This window comes from Amycolatopsis sp. NPDC104863 (assembly GCF_055582965.1).
Window position 1 is genome coordinate 766,318 of the sequence record NZ_JBVJOW010000002.1, and the last position, 13,063, is coordinate 779,380.

At 71.5% G+C, this 13,063-nt stretch carries 18 protein-coding genes; 10 read left to right on the forward strand and 8 right to left on the reverse strand.

Going from position 1 to position 13,063, the window contains the following annotated elements; all coding sequences use genetic code 11:
* On the reverse strand, nucleotides 1–931 hold a 931-nt coding region (locus tag ACZ63J_RS13170; protein ID WP_465439464.1), incomplete at its 3' end, for a UDP-N-acetylmuramate dehydrogenase.
* 24 nt (nucleotides 932–955) lie between these two features.
* Between ACZ63J_RS13170 and ACZ63J_RS13175 the strand changes: the two genes are divergently transcribed.
* The 5 genes from ACZ63J_RS13175 to purU all read left to right on the forward strand — a co-directional run bounded on the left by ACZ63J_RS13175 (nucleotide 956) and on the right by purU (nucleotide 4,442).
* On the forward strand, nucleotides 956–1,462 hold the full coding sequence (locus tag ACZ63J_RS13175; protein WP_465403425.1) for a DUF2505 domain-containing protein: 507 nt from the start codon (nucleotides 956–958) through the stop codon (nucleotides 1,460–1,462).
* Nucleotides 1,441–2,241, forward strand: a complete 801-nt coding sequence (locus ACZ63J_RS13180) for a class I SAM-dependent methyltransferase (protein ID WP_465403423.1) — start codon at nucleotides 1,441–1,443, stop codon at nucleotides 2,239–2,241. The genes ACZ63J_RS13175 and ACZ63J_RS13180 overlap by 22 nt, the downstream gene beginning before the upstream one ends.
* A 63-nt stretch (nucleotides 2,242–2,304) precedes the next feature.
* Nucleotides 2,305–3,012, forward strand: a complete 708-nt coding sequence (locus ACZ63J_RS13185) for a DedA family protein (protein WP_465341890.1) — start codon at nucleotides 2,305–2,307, stop codon at nucleotides 3,010–3,012.
* Nucleotides 2,903–3,550 (forward strand): maleylpyruvate isomerase family mycothiol-dependent enzyme, encoded by a 648-nt coding sequence (locus tag ACZ63J_RS13190; protein ID WP_465341889.1) that lies wholly within the window; start codon nucleotides 2,903–2,905, stop codon nucleotides 3,548–3,550. Before ACZ63J_RS13185 ends, ACZ63J_RS13190 begins: the two co-directional genes overlap by 110 nt.
* Before the next feature lie 25 nt (nucleotides 3,551–3,575).
* Nucleotides 3,576–4,442: a formyltetrahydrofolate deformylase gene (gene purU / locus ACZ63J_RS13195; protein ID WP_465341888.1), complete on the forward strand. Its 867-nt coding sequence runs from the start codon at nucleotides 3,576–3,578 to the stop codon at nucleotides 4,440–4,442.
* Between the two features lie 22 nt (nucleotides 4,443–4,464).
* Here purU and ACZ63J_RS13200 read toward each other — a convergent pair whose 3' ends face one another.
* A complete protein-coding gene (locus tag ACZ63J_RS13200; RefSeq protein WP_465403421.1) occupies nucleotides 4,465–5,514 on the reverse strand; it encodes an NAD(P)-dependent alcohol dehydrogenase in 1,050 nt (349 codons plus the stop codon).
* A 104-nt stretch (nucleotides 5,515–5,618) separates the two neighbouring features.
* On the opposite strand from ACZ63J_RS13200, the gene ACZ63J_RS13205 reads away from it, so the two are divergent.
* Complete coding sequence (locus ACZ63J_RS13205) at nucleotides 5,619–6,218, forward strand: TetR/AcrR family transcriptional regulator (protein WP_465341886.1); 600 nt, start codon at nucleotides 5,619–5,621, stop codon at nucleotides 6,216–6,218.
* A gap of 9 nt (nucleotides 6,219–6,227) precedes the next feature.
* Nucleotides 6,228–6,842 carry a pyridoxamine 5'-phosphate oxidase family protein gene (locus tag ACZ63J_RS13210; protein ID WP_465403420.1) on the forward strand — a complete coding sequence of 205 codons (615 nt, stop codon included), beginning with the start codon at nucleotides 6,228–6,230 and terminating at the stop codon, nucleotides 6,840–6,842.
* Here the strand turns inward: ACZ63J_RS13210 and ACZ63J_RS13215 are convergent.
* Nucleotides 6,811–7,143 carry an ArsR/SmtB family transcription factor gene (locus ACZ63J_RS13215; protein ID WP_465308302.1) on the reverse strand — a complete coding sequence of 111 codons (333 nt, stop codon included), beginning with the start codon at nucleotides 7,141–7,143 and terminating at the stop codon, nucleotides 6,811–6,813. The genes ACZ63J_RS13210 and ACZ63J_RS13215 overlap by 32 nt on opposite strands.
* Nucleotides 7,144–7,213: 70 nt before the next feature.
* Here ACZ63J_RS13215 and ACZ63J_RS13220 point away from each other — a divergent pair, with 70 nt between their 5' ends.
* Nucleotides 7,214–7,843, forward strand: coding sequence for a haloacid dehalogenase type II (locus ACZ63J_RS13220; RefSeq protein ID WP_465309397.1), 630 nt, complete (start codon nucleotides 7,214–7,216; stop codon nucleotides 7,841–7,843).
* A gap of 15 nt (nucleotides 7,844–7,858) precedes the next feature.
* On the opposite strand, the gene ACZ63J_RS13225 is transcribed toward ACZ63J_RS13220, so the two are convergent.
* The 5 genes from ACZ63J_RS13225 to ACZ63J_RS13245 all read right to left on the reverse strand — a co-directional run bounded on the left by ACZ63J_RS13225 (nucleotide 7,859) and on the right by ACZ63J_RS13245 (nucleotide 11,571).
* Nucleotides 7,859–8,875, reverse strand: coding sequence for an NADP-dependent oxidoreductase (locus ACZ63J_RS13225; RefSeq protein ID WP_465341883.1), 1,017 nt, complete (start codon nucleotides 8,873–8,875; stop codon nucleotides 7,859–7,861).
* 93 nt (nucleotides 8,876–8,968) lie between these two features.
* On the reverse strand, nucleotides 8,969–9,403 hold the full coding sequence (locus ACZ63J_RS13230) for an SRPBCC family protein (RefSeq protein ID WP_465403418.1): 435 nt from the start codon (nucleotides 9,401–9,403) through the stop codon (nucleotides 8,969–8,971).
* A gap of 167 nt (nucleotides 9,404–9,570) precedes the next feature.
* Nucleotides 9,571–9,861, reverse strand: a complete 291-nt coding sequence (locus ACZ63J_RS13235) for a hypothetical protein (protein WP_465403416.1) — start codon at nucleotides 9,859–9,861, stop codon at nucleotides 9,571–9,573.
* 190 nt (nucleotides 9,862–10,051) lie between these two features.
* On the reverse strand, nucleotides 10,052–10,717 hold the full coding sequence (locus ACZ63J_RS13240) for an NAD(P)-dependent oxidoreductase (protein WP_465403414.1): 666 nt from the start codon (nucleotides 10,715–10,717) through the stop codon (nucleotides 10,052–10,054).
* Nucleotides 10,714–11,571 (reverse strand): NAD(P)H-binding protein, encoded by an 858-nt coding sequence (locus ACZ63J_RS13245; protein WP_465403412.1) that lies wholly within the window; start codon nucleotides 11,569–11,571, stop codon nucleotides 10,714–10,716. The genes ACZ63J_RS13240 and ACZ63J_RS13245 overlap by 4 nt, the downstream gene beginning before the upstream one ends.
* Nucleotides 11,572–11,635: 64 nt before the next feature.
* Between ACZ63J_RS13245 and ACZ63J_RS13250 the strand changes: the two genes are divergently transcribed.
* Nucleotides 11,636–12,133, forward strand: coding sequence for a MarR family winged helix-turn-helix transcriptional regulator (locus ACZ63J_RS13250; protein WP_465313812.1), 498 nt, complete (start codon nucleotides 11,636–11,638; stop codon nucleotides 12,131–12,133).
* Between the two features lie 30 nt (nucleotides 12,134–12,163).
* Nucleotides 12,164–12,937, forward strand: a complete 774-nt coding sequence (locus ACZ63J_RS13255) for a class I SAM-dependent methyltransferase (RefSeq protein WP_465403410.1) — start codon at nucleotides 12,164–12,166, stop codon at nucleotides 12,935–12,937.
* Nucleotides 12,938–13,063: the final 126 nt, after the last annotated feature.

Here is a 13,063-nt window from a genome sequence, read left to right on the forward strand (position 1 = left end):
CTGACCGTGCCGTCCGGCGACCCCGCCGATATGGGGACGCTCGACGAAGAGGACTTCGGCCGCCCCGCCGAGCTGCCCCTCTCCGCCCCCCCCCCCCCCCCCTACCCCCCCCTCCCCCCCCCCCCCCCCCCCCCCCCCCCCCCCCCCGCTCCGCGATGCGCCGGAGAACGCCTTCCGCCTCGGCCGACGGGACGATCGGGTTGGTGAAGAACGAGCCCGCGCTCCACGTGTCGTGGTCGGCCGGGTCGAGCACCATGCCCTTGCCACGACGCAGCTCGAGCACGGCTTCGCGCGCTTCGGCGGCCGGGACACGTGAGCCGATCTCGACGCCGAGCGTGCGCGCCAGCTCGGCGTAGCGGATGGGCGCGGAGAGGCCGTCTTCGCGGATTTCGAAGCGGACCGACAGGACAACGCCGGTGTCTGTGCCCTTGAGCACACTGGTGCGGTAGGCGAAGCCGAGCTCGTCGGCCTTGAGCGTGCGCACTTCGCGCGTCCGGCGGTCGTAGAGCTCGACCGAGACGATCGATTCCGAGACTTCGCAGCCGTACGCGCCGACGTTCTGGATCGGCGTCGCGCCGACGCTGCCCGGGATGCCGGAGAGGCATTCGAGCCCGCCCAGCCCGGCCTCGACGAGCGAGGCGACGAAGGCGTCCCAGTTCTGGCCGGCCTCGACCGCCACGACGTCACCGTCGCGGCGCCAGCCCGTGTTCGCGACCTCGATCAGCGTGCCGTCGAACCCCGCGTCGCCGACCACCAGGTTGGAGCCGCCGCCGAGCAGCAGCACCGGCTCGCCCGCCGCGTCGGCGTCGCGGACCGCCGTGACGAGGTCTTCGCTGGTCACGGCGCTGACGAAGTGGCGGGCCGGGCCGCCGAGCCGCACCGTGGTGTACGCGGAGAGCTTCGGGAGTGCGGGAGTTCGGGCGGGGTTCACGCGTCTGACGGTACTGTCCGGCCCATGGGATCCCGGATCGAGCACCGTGCTGAGTTCTCCGCCGACGTCGCTGCCGTCTACGCCGCGGTCGCCGGCGAAGAGGCGCTGCGGGCCCGGCTCGAGCAGCTCGGCGGGCACAGCGCGGCGCTGCTGTCGTACGAGGTCTCCGGCACGAACCTCCGGTACGAGCTGCGCCAGGGGATCAGCGCGGACAAGCTGCCGCAGGCGGTGCGGACGCTGCACAAGGGCGACCTGCTCGTGACCCGCACGCAGACCTGGCGGGTGAGCAAGGACGGCACCGGCCACCAGGGTGACGCGACGGTCGAGGTCGGCGGGGTGCCGGGCGAGATCGTCGCGCGGACGGCCGTGCTGGCCAACGGCGCCAAGACGGTGCTGCGGACCAGCGGCGAGGTGACGGTCCGGATCCCGCTGTTCGGCGGGAAGCTGGAGGGCGTCATCGCCGAGCAGGTCACGAAGCTGCTGGAGCGCGAAGCCGAATTCACCGCGAAGTGGCTGGCCGAAGCCGCCTGAGCCCGGTCGGCGCGCCGACCCGCGGCACGACCAACCCGAACCGCCTCCGCCGGGTCGACCGGTGGATCACCTACGCGCCCGCGACGACCCGGCTGCTGCGCTCGGCCGCGTCGCCCCTGGTTGTCGACCTCGGGTACGGCGCTTCGCCGGTGACCACGATCGAGCTGGCGCGCTGGGTGCGCCGGGTCCGGCCCGACGTCCGGGTGCTGGGCCTGGAGCTGGACGCCGCCCGCGTCGCCGCCGCCCAGCCGGCCGCGTCCCCGCCGCTGCTGGAGTTCCGCCGCGGCGGGTTCGAGCTGGCCGGGACCCGGCCGACGCTGGTCCGGGCGTTCAACGTGCTGCGCCAGTACGCCGAGGACGAGGTCGCCGGCGCCTGGCGGCTGATGCTGGAGTCGATGGCGCCGGAGGGCCTGCTGGTCGAGGGGACGTGTGACGAGATCGGCCGCCTGTCGACGTGGGTGCTGGTGTCGTCGTCCGGTCCGGTGTCGCTGACGTTGTCGATGCGGCTGGCGGGGCTGGACCGCCCGTCGACGGTGGCCGAGCGGCTGCCGAAGGCGCTGATCCACCGGAACGTCCCGGGCGAGCGGGTCCACGCGCTGCTGGCGGCCCTGGACGCGTGCTGGGCGACGGCGGCCCCGCACCAGGCGTTCGGCGTGCGGTCGAGGTGGCGGGAAACGGTGCGGCTGCTGGTTTCCCGCGGCTGGCCGGTGCTGGGTCCGCCGTCCCGGGTGCGGCCCGGCGAGCTGAGTGTCCCGTGGGCCGCGGTCGCCCCCGCCTGAACGTTCACCGGGCCACCCCCGCTCCGTCACCCGCAGGTGACCTGCGGTGATCACCATGGGGACGTGGAACTCCTGGCGCAGGTCACCGAGCTGCTGCGCGACGCCTTGGGCTCGCCGTGGCTGTGGGTGCTCGTCTTCGCCGTGTCCGGGTTGGACGCGCTGCTGCCGTTCATGCCGAGCGAGACGACCGTCGTCACCGTCGCCGTCCTGCTCGGGCCCGACCCCGCGAATCTCGCCCTGCTCGCCGCCGTCGCCGCGGCGGGCGCGTGGGCCGGGGACTGCCTCGGGTACGCCGTCGGCCGCTCCGCCGGGCCGCGCGCGGTCGCCTGGCTGCAGCGCGGCGCCGACGGGCAACGGCGCTACGAATGGGCGCAGGACCAGGTGCGGCGCAACGGCGGGCTGCTGATCATCGCCGCGCGCTACCTGCCGGGCGGCCGGGTCGCCAGCGCCCTCGCGAACGGCAGCCTCGGTTATCCGCTGCGCCGGTTCGTGCCGCTCGACGCCGCCGGCGCGGCGATCTGGGCGGTCTACAGCGTGCTGATCGGCTTCGCCGGCGGAGCCGCCTTCGCCGACGAGCCGGCGAAGGGCCTTCTGCTGTCATTCGGACTAGGGCTGAGCCTGGTTTTCGCGATCGAAGCCGGCCGGCGGCTACGGTCGGCACATGGAGCTCCTGGAGGCGATCGACGTCCACGCCGACGCGCTGAAGCGGGCGGCGCTGAAGGCCGGTCCGGCGGCGCGGGTGCGGAACTGTCCGAAGTGGACTGTCCGTGACCTGGTCGGGCACGTGGCTTGGGTGCACTGCTTCGCCGTCGGCCTGGCGGTGAACCGGCCGGTCGAGCCTTCCCCGCCGGACGACTGGCTCGATCTCCTCGGGTGGTGGGACGGCCAGCGCCTGGCCCTGCGCGAAGCGTTCGGCCAGGCCCCGGAAACCCCGGCGTACTCCCCGTTCCCGGGCTTCGAGGTGACGGTTCGCGACTGGACGCGCCGGATGGCCCACGAGACGGCGATCCACCGCCTCGACGCCGAATCGGCCTTCGAGCCGGCGCCGCCGACGCGCTTCTCGCCGGAGTTCGCGAACGACGGCGTCGACGAGTACCTGACCTACCTCGTCCCACGCTGGCGCCGTGAGCCACGCGGCACCGTGGGTGTCACGACGCCGGAACACACGTGGACCGTCGGTACGCCGGGCCCGCCGGACACCGAAGTGCGCGGGGACGCCGACGACGTCTACCGCGCGTTGTGGGGGCGTCCGCACGCGGCCGAGGTCACCGGGGACCCGGCGCTGCTCGCACCACTGGCGGCACCCTGAACCCCGGCGGGGGACAATACCCCGCGTGACCGCACCCGAACGCCGCTACGTGATCACCTTCGGCTGCCCCGACCGCACCGGCATCATCGCCCGGATCTCCGGGTTCCTCGCCGAGCACGGCGGCTGGATCGTCGAGGCGGCCTACCACACCGACCCGGACACCGGCTGGTTCTTCACCCGCCAGGTCGTCCGCGCGGACTCGCTGCCGTTCGACGCCGCCGGGCTGCGCGCCCGGTTCGCCGAGGTGGCCGCGGACCTCTCGGCGGACTCGAGCTGGCAGGTCAGCGACACCGGTGAGCGGCGCCGGGCGGTCGTGCTGGTGTCGAAGGCCGGGCACTGCCTGTACGACCTGCTCGGCCGCGTTGCGTCCGGGGAGCTGGACGTCGACGTCGCGGCGGTGATCGGCAACCACGAGTCGCTCGCCGACATCACCCGCGCGCACGGCATCCCGTTCCACCACGTGCCGTTCCCGGCCGGCGACAAGGCGGCGGCGTTCGAAGAGGTCCGGAAGCTGGTCGACGAACACGACCCGCACGCGGTGGTGCTGGCCCGGTTCATGCAGATCCTGCCCGCGGACCTCTGCCGCGACTGGGCGGGCCGCGCGATCAACATCCACCACAGCTTCCTGCCGTCGTTCATCGGCGCGAAGCCGTACCACCAGGCCCACACGCGCGGGGTGAAGCTGGTCGGCGCGACCTGCCACTACGTGACGGCGGACCTCGACGCGGGCCCGATCATCGACCAGGACGTCATCCGCGTGGACCACGGCGACTCGGTCGAGGACATGGTCCGCAAGGGCCGCGACATCGAGAAGGTCACGTTGGCGCGCGGTCTGCGCTGGCACCTCGAAAACCGGGTGCTGGTGCACGGCAACCGCACCGTGGTGTTCTGACGCGGTTGCCGTGCCCCCGTGGTCACGCCCCGATGGTCGAGGCGTCGATGACGAAGCGGTAGCGCACGTCGGAGTTCTCGACGCGCTCGTAGGCCTCGTTGACCTTGGCGGCCGGGATCGTCTCGATCTCCGCGCCGATGCCATGCTTCGCGCAGAAGTCCAGCATCTCCTGGGTCTCGGCGATGCCGCCGATCATCGACCCGGCGAGCGTCTTGTTGCCGCCGAGCAGCGAGAAAGCGTTGTACGACAGCGGTTCGCCGGGCGCGCCGACGTTGACCATCGCGCCGCCGACCTTGAGCAGGCCCAGGTAGGCGTCGATCGGCAGCTTGGCCGACACGGTGTTGAGGATGACGTCGAAGGTGCCCTTGAGGACGTCGAACGTCGACTCGTCGCTGGTCGCGTAGTAGTGCTGCGCGCCGAGCTTGAGGCCGTCTTCCTGCTTCTTGAGGCTCTGGCTGAGCACGGTCACCTCGGCGCCCATGGCGGCGGCGATCTTGACGCCCATGTGCCCGAGCCCGCCGAGGCCGATCACGGCGACCTTCTTGCCGGGGCCGGCGCCCCAGTGGTTCAGCGGGGAGTAGGTGGTGATGCCGGCGCACAGCAGCGGCGCGGCGATGTCGAGGCTGATGCCTTCGGGGATGCGGCAGACGAAGGCGTCCTTCACGACGATCTGGTTGCTGTAGCCGCCGTAGGTGTTCTCGCCGTCGAAGCCGACGCCGTTGTACGTCTGGACGTTGCCCTTGACGCAGAACTGCTCGGTGCCGGCCCGGCAGTACTCGCACTCGCCGCAGGAGTCGACCATGCAGCCGACGCCGACGCGGTCGCCGACCTGGTACTTCGTGACGTTCGCGCCGACCGCGGCGACCACACCGGCGATCTCGTGGCCCGGGACCATCGGGAAGATCGCCTGGCCCCAGTCCTCCTTGGCCTGGTGGATGTCGCTGTGGCAGATGCCGGCGTAGGCGATGTCGATCAGGACGTCGTCCGCGCGCAGGTCGCGGCGCTCGATCGTGGTCGGTGCGAGCGGCGCACCCGGCGCCGGAGCGGCGATGGCGTTCGTGGTGGTGCTCATGGAACCCTCCAGGTTCAAGTACCGTTGGTCCTCGTAAGAGGTCTCTTACATGTCCTACGTAAGAGGGGTCTTACATATTTCGAGCGGGAGATGTGATCCAGGTCATGGGCACGAAGTACCACCGCGGTGATCTCCGGGGCGAGCTCGTGCGCATTTCGCTCGACCTCATCGCCGAGCAGGGTCTCGGCGGCTTCTCCGTCGCGAAGGTCGCGAAGCTGGCGAACGTCAGCCCCGGCGCGCCCTACCGGCATTTCGCGACCCGCGAGGCCCTCCTCGCCGAGGTCGCCTGCAACGTCGCCTGCCAGCTCACGGACCGCGTCGCCGCGGCGGCGGCCGAGCACGAAGACCCGGCGGACGCGCTGGCGGCGGCCGCGGGCGCGTACACGCGCTACCTGATCGAGCGCCGGGCCGGGATGGACGTGATCTACGCCGCGGGCCTGCACGGTCCCGAGTACGTCGGCCTGCACGAGCAGACCCGCCGCATGACCGACGAGTTCCTGCTGCGCAGCCTCGCCGTGGCCCCCGACCCGGCGACCGGGCTGGAGCTGATGGAGCAGCTGTTCACCCAGGCCCACGGCTACGGCACGTTCCAGCTCGACGGCGTGTTCGTGAAGCATGGCTACTCGGTCGACCAGGTCGTGGCGAAGTCCACCGAGGCGGCCCGGATCGCGATCCGGGGCCGGACTGTCGGTGGTGCGCGCTAGCTTGGGGTCATGGGGACCATCGACTCACACGAGGCGCTGCGCGAACTGATCGGCCTGCCGAAGGAAACGACCCAGCGGAAGATCATCAGCCGGATCGACGAGCACGCGCGCACGCTGATCGCGCATTCGCCGTTCGTGCTGCTGGCGACGTCGGCGCCGGACGGCAGCTGCGACGTCTCACCCCGGGGCGACCCGGCGGGTTCGGTGCTGGTGCTCGACGACCGGACGCTGGTGCTCGCCGACCGGCCGGGCAACAAGCTGGTCGACAGCTTCCGCAACATCATCGACAACCCGCACGCGGGGCTGCTGTTCCTGGTGCCGGGCATGAACGAGACGCTCCGGGTGAACGGCGGCGCCCGGCTCGTGTCGGACGCGCCGTTCTTCGACGACCTGGTGGTGCAGGGGAAACGGCCGAAGCTGGCCGTGGTCATCGAGGTCGAAGAGCTCTACATGCACTGCGCGAAGGCGTTCCTGCGGTCGTCACTGTGGCAGCCGGAGACGTGGCCGGAGCGTGCGGAGCTGCCGACGTTCGGCACGATCCTGCGTGACCACATGGCGCTGCCGATCTCGGCCGAGGAGCTGGACGCGGACCTCAACGAGCGGGCGCTGACCCAGCAGTACTGATCCCGGCGACGACGTCGAGCAGGCCGGGGAAGCGCACGTCGAACTCGTCGCGGCGCAGGCGGACGAACGTGCCGTTGCCCGCGTCACGCTGCCGGACCAGGCCGGCTTCGCGCAGCACCCGCCAGTGGTGCGTGCGGGTCGACTTCGCGATCGGCAGCGGGAAGGACGAGCAGGCGCGCTCGGCGCCGTCACCTTCGACGAGCTCGAGCACCACCGCGCGGCGGTGCGGGTCGGCGAGCGCGGACAGCACCGCGCCGAGGTCGACGTCGGCCATCGCCGGGATCGGCAGTTCACCGGGCATGCTGGACATGGTACGGCAGCTGTCGTACCTTCGGGCAGGTACGAACACCTTCGAACCTCCGGAGAGCCGCATGCTCTGCGTCTTCGACGTCAACGAGACCCTCCTCGACCTCGCCGCGCTCGACGGGACCATCGGCAGCCCGGAGCTGCGGCGCGAGTGGTTCGGGCTGGCCATCCACACCGTGCTGACCGTGACGGCGACCGGCGGTTACCGCGACTTCGCGGGCATCGCGGGTGAGGCCGCGACCGAGATCGCGGCCCGGCACGGGCGGGAGCTGGATCTCACGAAGATCGGCGAGGGACTCCGCTCGCTCCCCGCCCACCCCGACGCCGAACCGGGTCTCGTCAAGCTGCGCGAAGCCGGTCACGACGTCGTCGCGCTCACCAACTCGCCGCTCGCCACGGCCGAGGCGCAGCTGCAGAACTCGGGCCTGGCGAAGCTGTTCGACCGGATTTTCTCGGCCGAGCAGGCCGGCCGGCTCAAGCCCGCGCCCGAGCCGTACCGGCAGGTCCTGGCCGCCTACCAGGTCGAGCCCCGGAACGCCGTGATGATCGCGGCCCACGACTGGGACATCGCGGGCGCGCAGGCGGCCGGGCTGCGGACGGCGTTGCTCGCCCGCCCCGGCGTCCGCCCACTGCCCGGCTCCCCTTCGCCGACGTACACGATCTCGACGCTGCCCGAGCTCGCTTCGCTGCTCTAGTCGGCTTAGTCGGCTCTAGTCGGCGATCCGGACCAGCATCTTGCCGGTATTGGCCCCGGACAGCAGGCCCAGGAACGCGTCCGGCGCGTTGCGGATGCCGTCGACGAAGGTCTCGGAGTACTTGATCTCCCCGGCGCTGACCAGCGGCGCGATCTCGCTGACGAACTGCTGCTGCAGGCCCCAGTGGTCGAGCACCAGCAGGCCGCGGATGGTGAGCCGCTTGGCGATGATCTGGCTCAGGTTGCGCGGCGCCGGAGTCGGCTCGGTGGCGTTGTACTGCGAGATCATGCCGCAGACGGCGATCCGGCCGTGCAGGGTGATCGCGTCGATGGCGGCCTCGAGGTGCTCACCGCCGACGTTGTCGAAGTAGACGTCGATGCCCTCGGGCGCGGCCTGGTGCAGCTGCTCGGCGACCGGGCCGTCCTTGTAGTTGAAGGCGGCGTCGAAGCCGAGGTCGTCGATGAGGTGACGGACCTTTTCGGCGGACCCCGCCGAGCCGATGACCCGCTTGGCGCCCTTGAGCTTCGCGAGCTGCCCGACGAGCGACCCGACGGCGCCGGCCGCCCCGGAAACGAAGACGGTGTCCCCCGGCTTGAACTCGGCCGACTCCAGCAGCCCGGCGTAGGCGGTCAGGCCCGGCATGCCGAGCACACCGAGGTAGGTCGAGAGCGGCGCGGCATCGGCGTCCACCTTGACGAAGCGCTTGGCATCGAGGACGGCATGGGTGCGCCAGCCGGCCTGGTGCAGCACGTGGTCACCCGGCTTGACACCGTCCACATGGGACTCGACAACCTCGCCGACGGCCCCACCGTTCATGACCTCCCCGACCTGGAACGGCGGCGCGTACGACTTGACGTCGCGCATGCGCCCGCGCATCGCCGGGTCGACGCTCATGACGAGGTTGCGCACGAGGATCTGCCCGTCACCCGGGGTCGGGATCTCCGTGTCGACGATCTCGAAGTTGTCGTGCGTCGGGACACCTTCCGGCCGTGAAGCCAGCCGGATCTCGGTCGCCTGGGTGGGTGCGTTCACCGTCGAACTCCTCAAGTCTCGAAGCGGGGCAGTCGCCCCGGATTCCACCGGGTACAACCGGCTAACCGGGGCGCACATTCCGATTGTGACGGGCTACACGATTTCGGCAAGTTTTCCGAGAACGCCGTCGTAGATCTTCTTGAGCCCACCGGGAGCGAAGGTCTTCTCGAAGAAGCCCCCGACACCGCCGGCGCCGTCCCAGCTGGTTTCGATCCGGACGAGGCTCTGGTCGCCGGCCTCGGTGACGGTCCAGGTGGTGACCATGCTGGAGTTCGCGTCGGTCTCGACCAGGGTGCCGGGCTGGGGCTCGCTGACGGTGGCTTTGACATCGCGCACGCGCTTGGAGGTGGCTTGCAGCTTCCAGCCGGCTTTGGTCCCGGCGCCGACGCCGCCTTCGGTCACCTCGTAGTCGCGGTAGTGCTCGGTGAGCAACTTCGGCCGCGTTTCGGCATAGTCGGCGACGAGCGCGCGGACCTTGTCGGCCGGTGCGTTGACGGTGCGCTCCGCGGTGGCCGTGACCTTTCCCATTTCACTCCTTTTCCGAGGTGGCTGGACGGTCCCACCCTAGGCCGCGGCGGCGAGGGCTGGAGCGTCGCGTTCACCACGGAAAACGGGGCGGCGCGTGGTGGCTGTGAGTGTGGGCGGGGTCCACTCGCGCGATGCCATCGGCGACTGGGAGCGGGGCTCGCGTGGAGCTAGCCGCGCGCCCCGGCGGTTCCCAGTCCGCCCAGCCGCCAATCCCGGCCGAGCTGGGCGCCGACCCCGGCGGTTCCCGGACAGTCGTCGACCTCGGCCGCGAGCGCCCGCGCGATCCCGAAGCCACCGAGGACTGCCGCTGCTCCGAAGCCGCCGCACGCGAAGCCAGCCCCGAAACGGCGCATACCGGGCCATGCGCCCGCACGAACCTGCTCCGCAACCCGAGCACCGGACCCCGTGCGGAGCAGGCGACCACGGGCCGACACGGCCGCCAGCGTCCGCACGATCACAAAGCCACCTTGGAATGCCGCAGGCCCGGCCGAAGCGCTGCCGGGCTCGAAGCCGGCCCTGCAGGAACCCGGATCCCCGTGACTTCGGGCACCAGACCCGCGCGGAGCCAGCGAGCACCGGCCCGCACAGCCACCGACCGGACCGCGGCCCCGCCGTTCAGCACAATCTGTTTGTCAGCACCAACTCCCTTCAGTACGCAACCGCGACGGAATGCCGCACGGCCTCGGGCATATCAACCACCCGCAACACAAAGTGCGCGGCATCCGCCCGGGCGATCCGGAATCCACCGCGAACACTCTGCTCGTAAGCGATCCGATAGCGCCCGGTCGCTGGTTTGTCCGTCAGCAGCGGCAGCTGCACCGACGTCCAGTCAAGACCGCTCACCCGGAGCTCGTGCTCCATGAACGCAACATCCTCGTAGTGCTTCCGCAGCCGCAGGTTCGCCAGCGGTGAAAGAACATTCCGCGTGAAGAACCCCACTCCCGGATCCCGTTTTGGCGGATTCGGGCGGCTCGGCGTCGGGATCGTCGAGACGCCCGCGACGCTCACCACGACCAGGCGGTGCACCCCTGCCGCCTCCATCGCATTGATGATGGCCCGGGTTCCGCGGGAGGCGACACCGTACTCGCCGCGATGTCGTGGCCCCAGTGCGGAAATCACGGCGTCACCACCGTCCACTGCGGACTTGAGCGTCGCCGAGTCCGGTGCCGTCAGGTCCGCGCGGACCACCCGGACCGGCGCCGTGACGGCGTCCGGGTTTCGGACCACCGCCGTGACCTCGTGGCCGACCGCGAGGGCCTGGCCGAGCACGTGCGCGCCAGTTCGTCCGGATGCCGCGAAGAGCGTCAGCTTCATTGTCGCGCTCCGAAGTCCGCAGCATGGTCGGCCGCCCACTCGGCGAACGTGCGCGCTGGGCGGCCCAGGATCTTCTCCACCTCCGGGGTCGGCGGGAACTGTGGCTGCGCGAGGTGCGCGACGTAGCGCGCCATCATCGCGGTGATGAACGGCTCCGGCAGCCCGTTGGCCAGCATGCCTTGGGCCGCCGCCTCGGCCGGGATCTCGTGGAACCGCAACGGCCGGGCGAGCGCGACACCGAGCTGCCGCACCATTTCCGCGTGGGACAACGACTCCGGGCCGGTGAGGTCGATGCGCCGGCCGAGCAGGTCGTCGTCGACGAGTGCTCGCGTCAGGACCTCGACGAGGTCCGCTTCGTGCAGCGGCGACTCCTCGAAGCCGGCGTAGACGTACCGGACGTCGTCGCCCGCGTGGATCTGGCCGCCCCACGCCGTGAGGGCGTTCAGCGCGAACGAGCTGGGCCGCAGGCTGACCCACTCGAGACCGCTCGTCGCCGCCGCGTCGTCGACCTCCTTGTTGCGGTCGCCGCGGAACCGCGACGGCTGCGCGTCGAGCCGGTCGGCGACGTTCGCCGCCGCCAGCGCGACCACCCGGCGGACGCCGAGCTCCCGCGCCCGCGCGACGACGTCGTACGCGGCGTCCCCCACCGCGCGCGAGTGCAGGAACAGCGCGTCCGCGCCGCGCAAGGCCGTGTCGAGCGTCTCCGGCCGCTGCGGATCTCCCTCTACGACCTCGACGTCGGCGGGCAGGACCGCGTCCTGCGGTGAGCGGGTGACGGCGCGGACGCCGTGACCCTTGAGTTCACTGGCCAGCAGGCGGCCGACCAGCCCGGTCGCCCCGGTGAGCACGATCATGGTGAAACCCTTCCCCCGCGTTACCCTGATGCCTGAAGTCCGGATGATACGAGGAGCATATCATATGAGTTCCGTATCGGGTGTCGATGGGGAGGACGCCCGCCGTCGGAGGCGGACGGCCGCGTCGGTCAAGGAGGCGCTGCGCGATCTGCGAAACCAGCTTTCGCTGCTGAACCACCACGTCAGCACGCGCTTGACGCTCAAGGACGTCGACCTCGACTGCCTCGAGGTGATCTCCCGGCTCGGCCCGATGAGCCCGAGCGCCGTCGCCCGGCGGGCCGGGCTGCACCCCGCGACGATGACCGGCATCCTCGACCGCCTCCAGAAGGGCGGCTGGATCGTCCGGGAGCGCGACCCGGAGGCGGCCGACCGGCGCGCGATCGCCGTGCGCGCGGTCCGGGGCCGCAACGCCGAGCTGTTCCGGCTGTACGCGGGCATGAACGCCGCGCTGGACGAGATCTTCGAGGAGTACAGCGAGCCCGAGCTGGAGCTGATCGCCGACTTCCTGCGCCGCGCGACGTCGGCGGGTCACGTCGCGACGGGTGATCTGGCCAACAGCTGACCAGCGGTTTTTTGTGCTGTACTCCGTGGCATGTGGCAGTCGGGCGACGCGTACGAGGCCTACATCGGGCGGTGGAGCCGCCGGATCGCACCGGTGTTCGTGCGGCAGCTGGCCGCTCCGGCGAGCCGGCGCTGGCTGGACGTCGGCTGCGGCACCGGCGCGCTGACGTCGGCGGTGCTCGAAGCGGGTGACCCCGCGGAGGTCACCGGAGCCGACCCGTCCGAGGGGTTCCTGAAGACGGCTCGCGCGACCGTGACCGATCCGCGCGCGTCGTTCACCCTCGCGGACGCCCGGGAGCTCCCGTTCCCGGACGGCCACTTCGACGTCGTGGTGTCCGGCCTGGTCCTGAACTTCGTGCCCGACCCGGCGCGCGCGGCGGCGGAGATCGCGCGGGTGACGAGCGGCCTGGCCGCGGCGTACGTCTGGGACCTCGCCGAGGGCATGGAGCTGATCCGGCACTTCTGGGAGGCCGCGGCCGAGCTCGACCCGGCGAAGGTCGCCGACCTGGACGAAGGCCGCCGGTTCACGCTCTGCCGCCCGGAGCCGCTCGGTCGCTTGTGGACGGAGGCGGGCTTCGAGGACGTCTCGGTCGGCGAGATCAAGATCCCGACGGTGTTCACCGGCTTCGACGACTACTGGCGGCCGTTCCTCGGCGCCCAGGGCCCGGCCCCGGCGTACCTCGCGACACTCCCCGAGGCCCGCCGGGACCAGATCCGTGAACTCCTGCGCAGCCGCCTGCCGACCAGCCCGGACGGCTCGATCCCGCTGTCCGCCCGCGCCTGGGTGGTCCGCGGAACGGCTTAGCGCGGCGACCGGGTGAAGCGCCCGCCGGGAGTCCGCAGTGTCGGGGGGGGGGGGGGGGGGGGGGGGGGGGGGGGGAGGAGGGGGGGGGGGGGGGGGGGGGGGGGGGGGGGAGGACGCGCGAGGAAA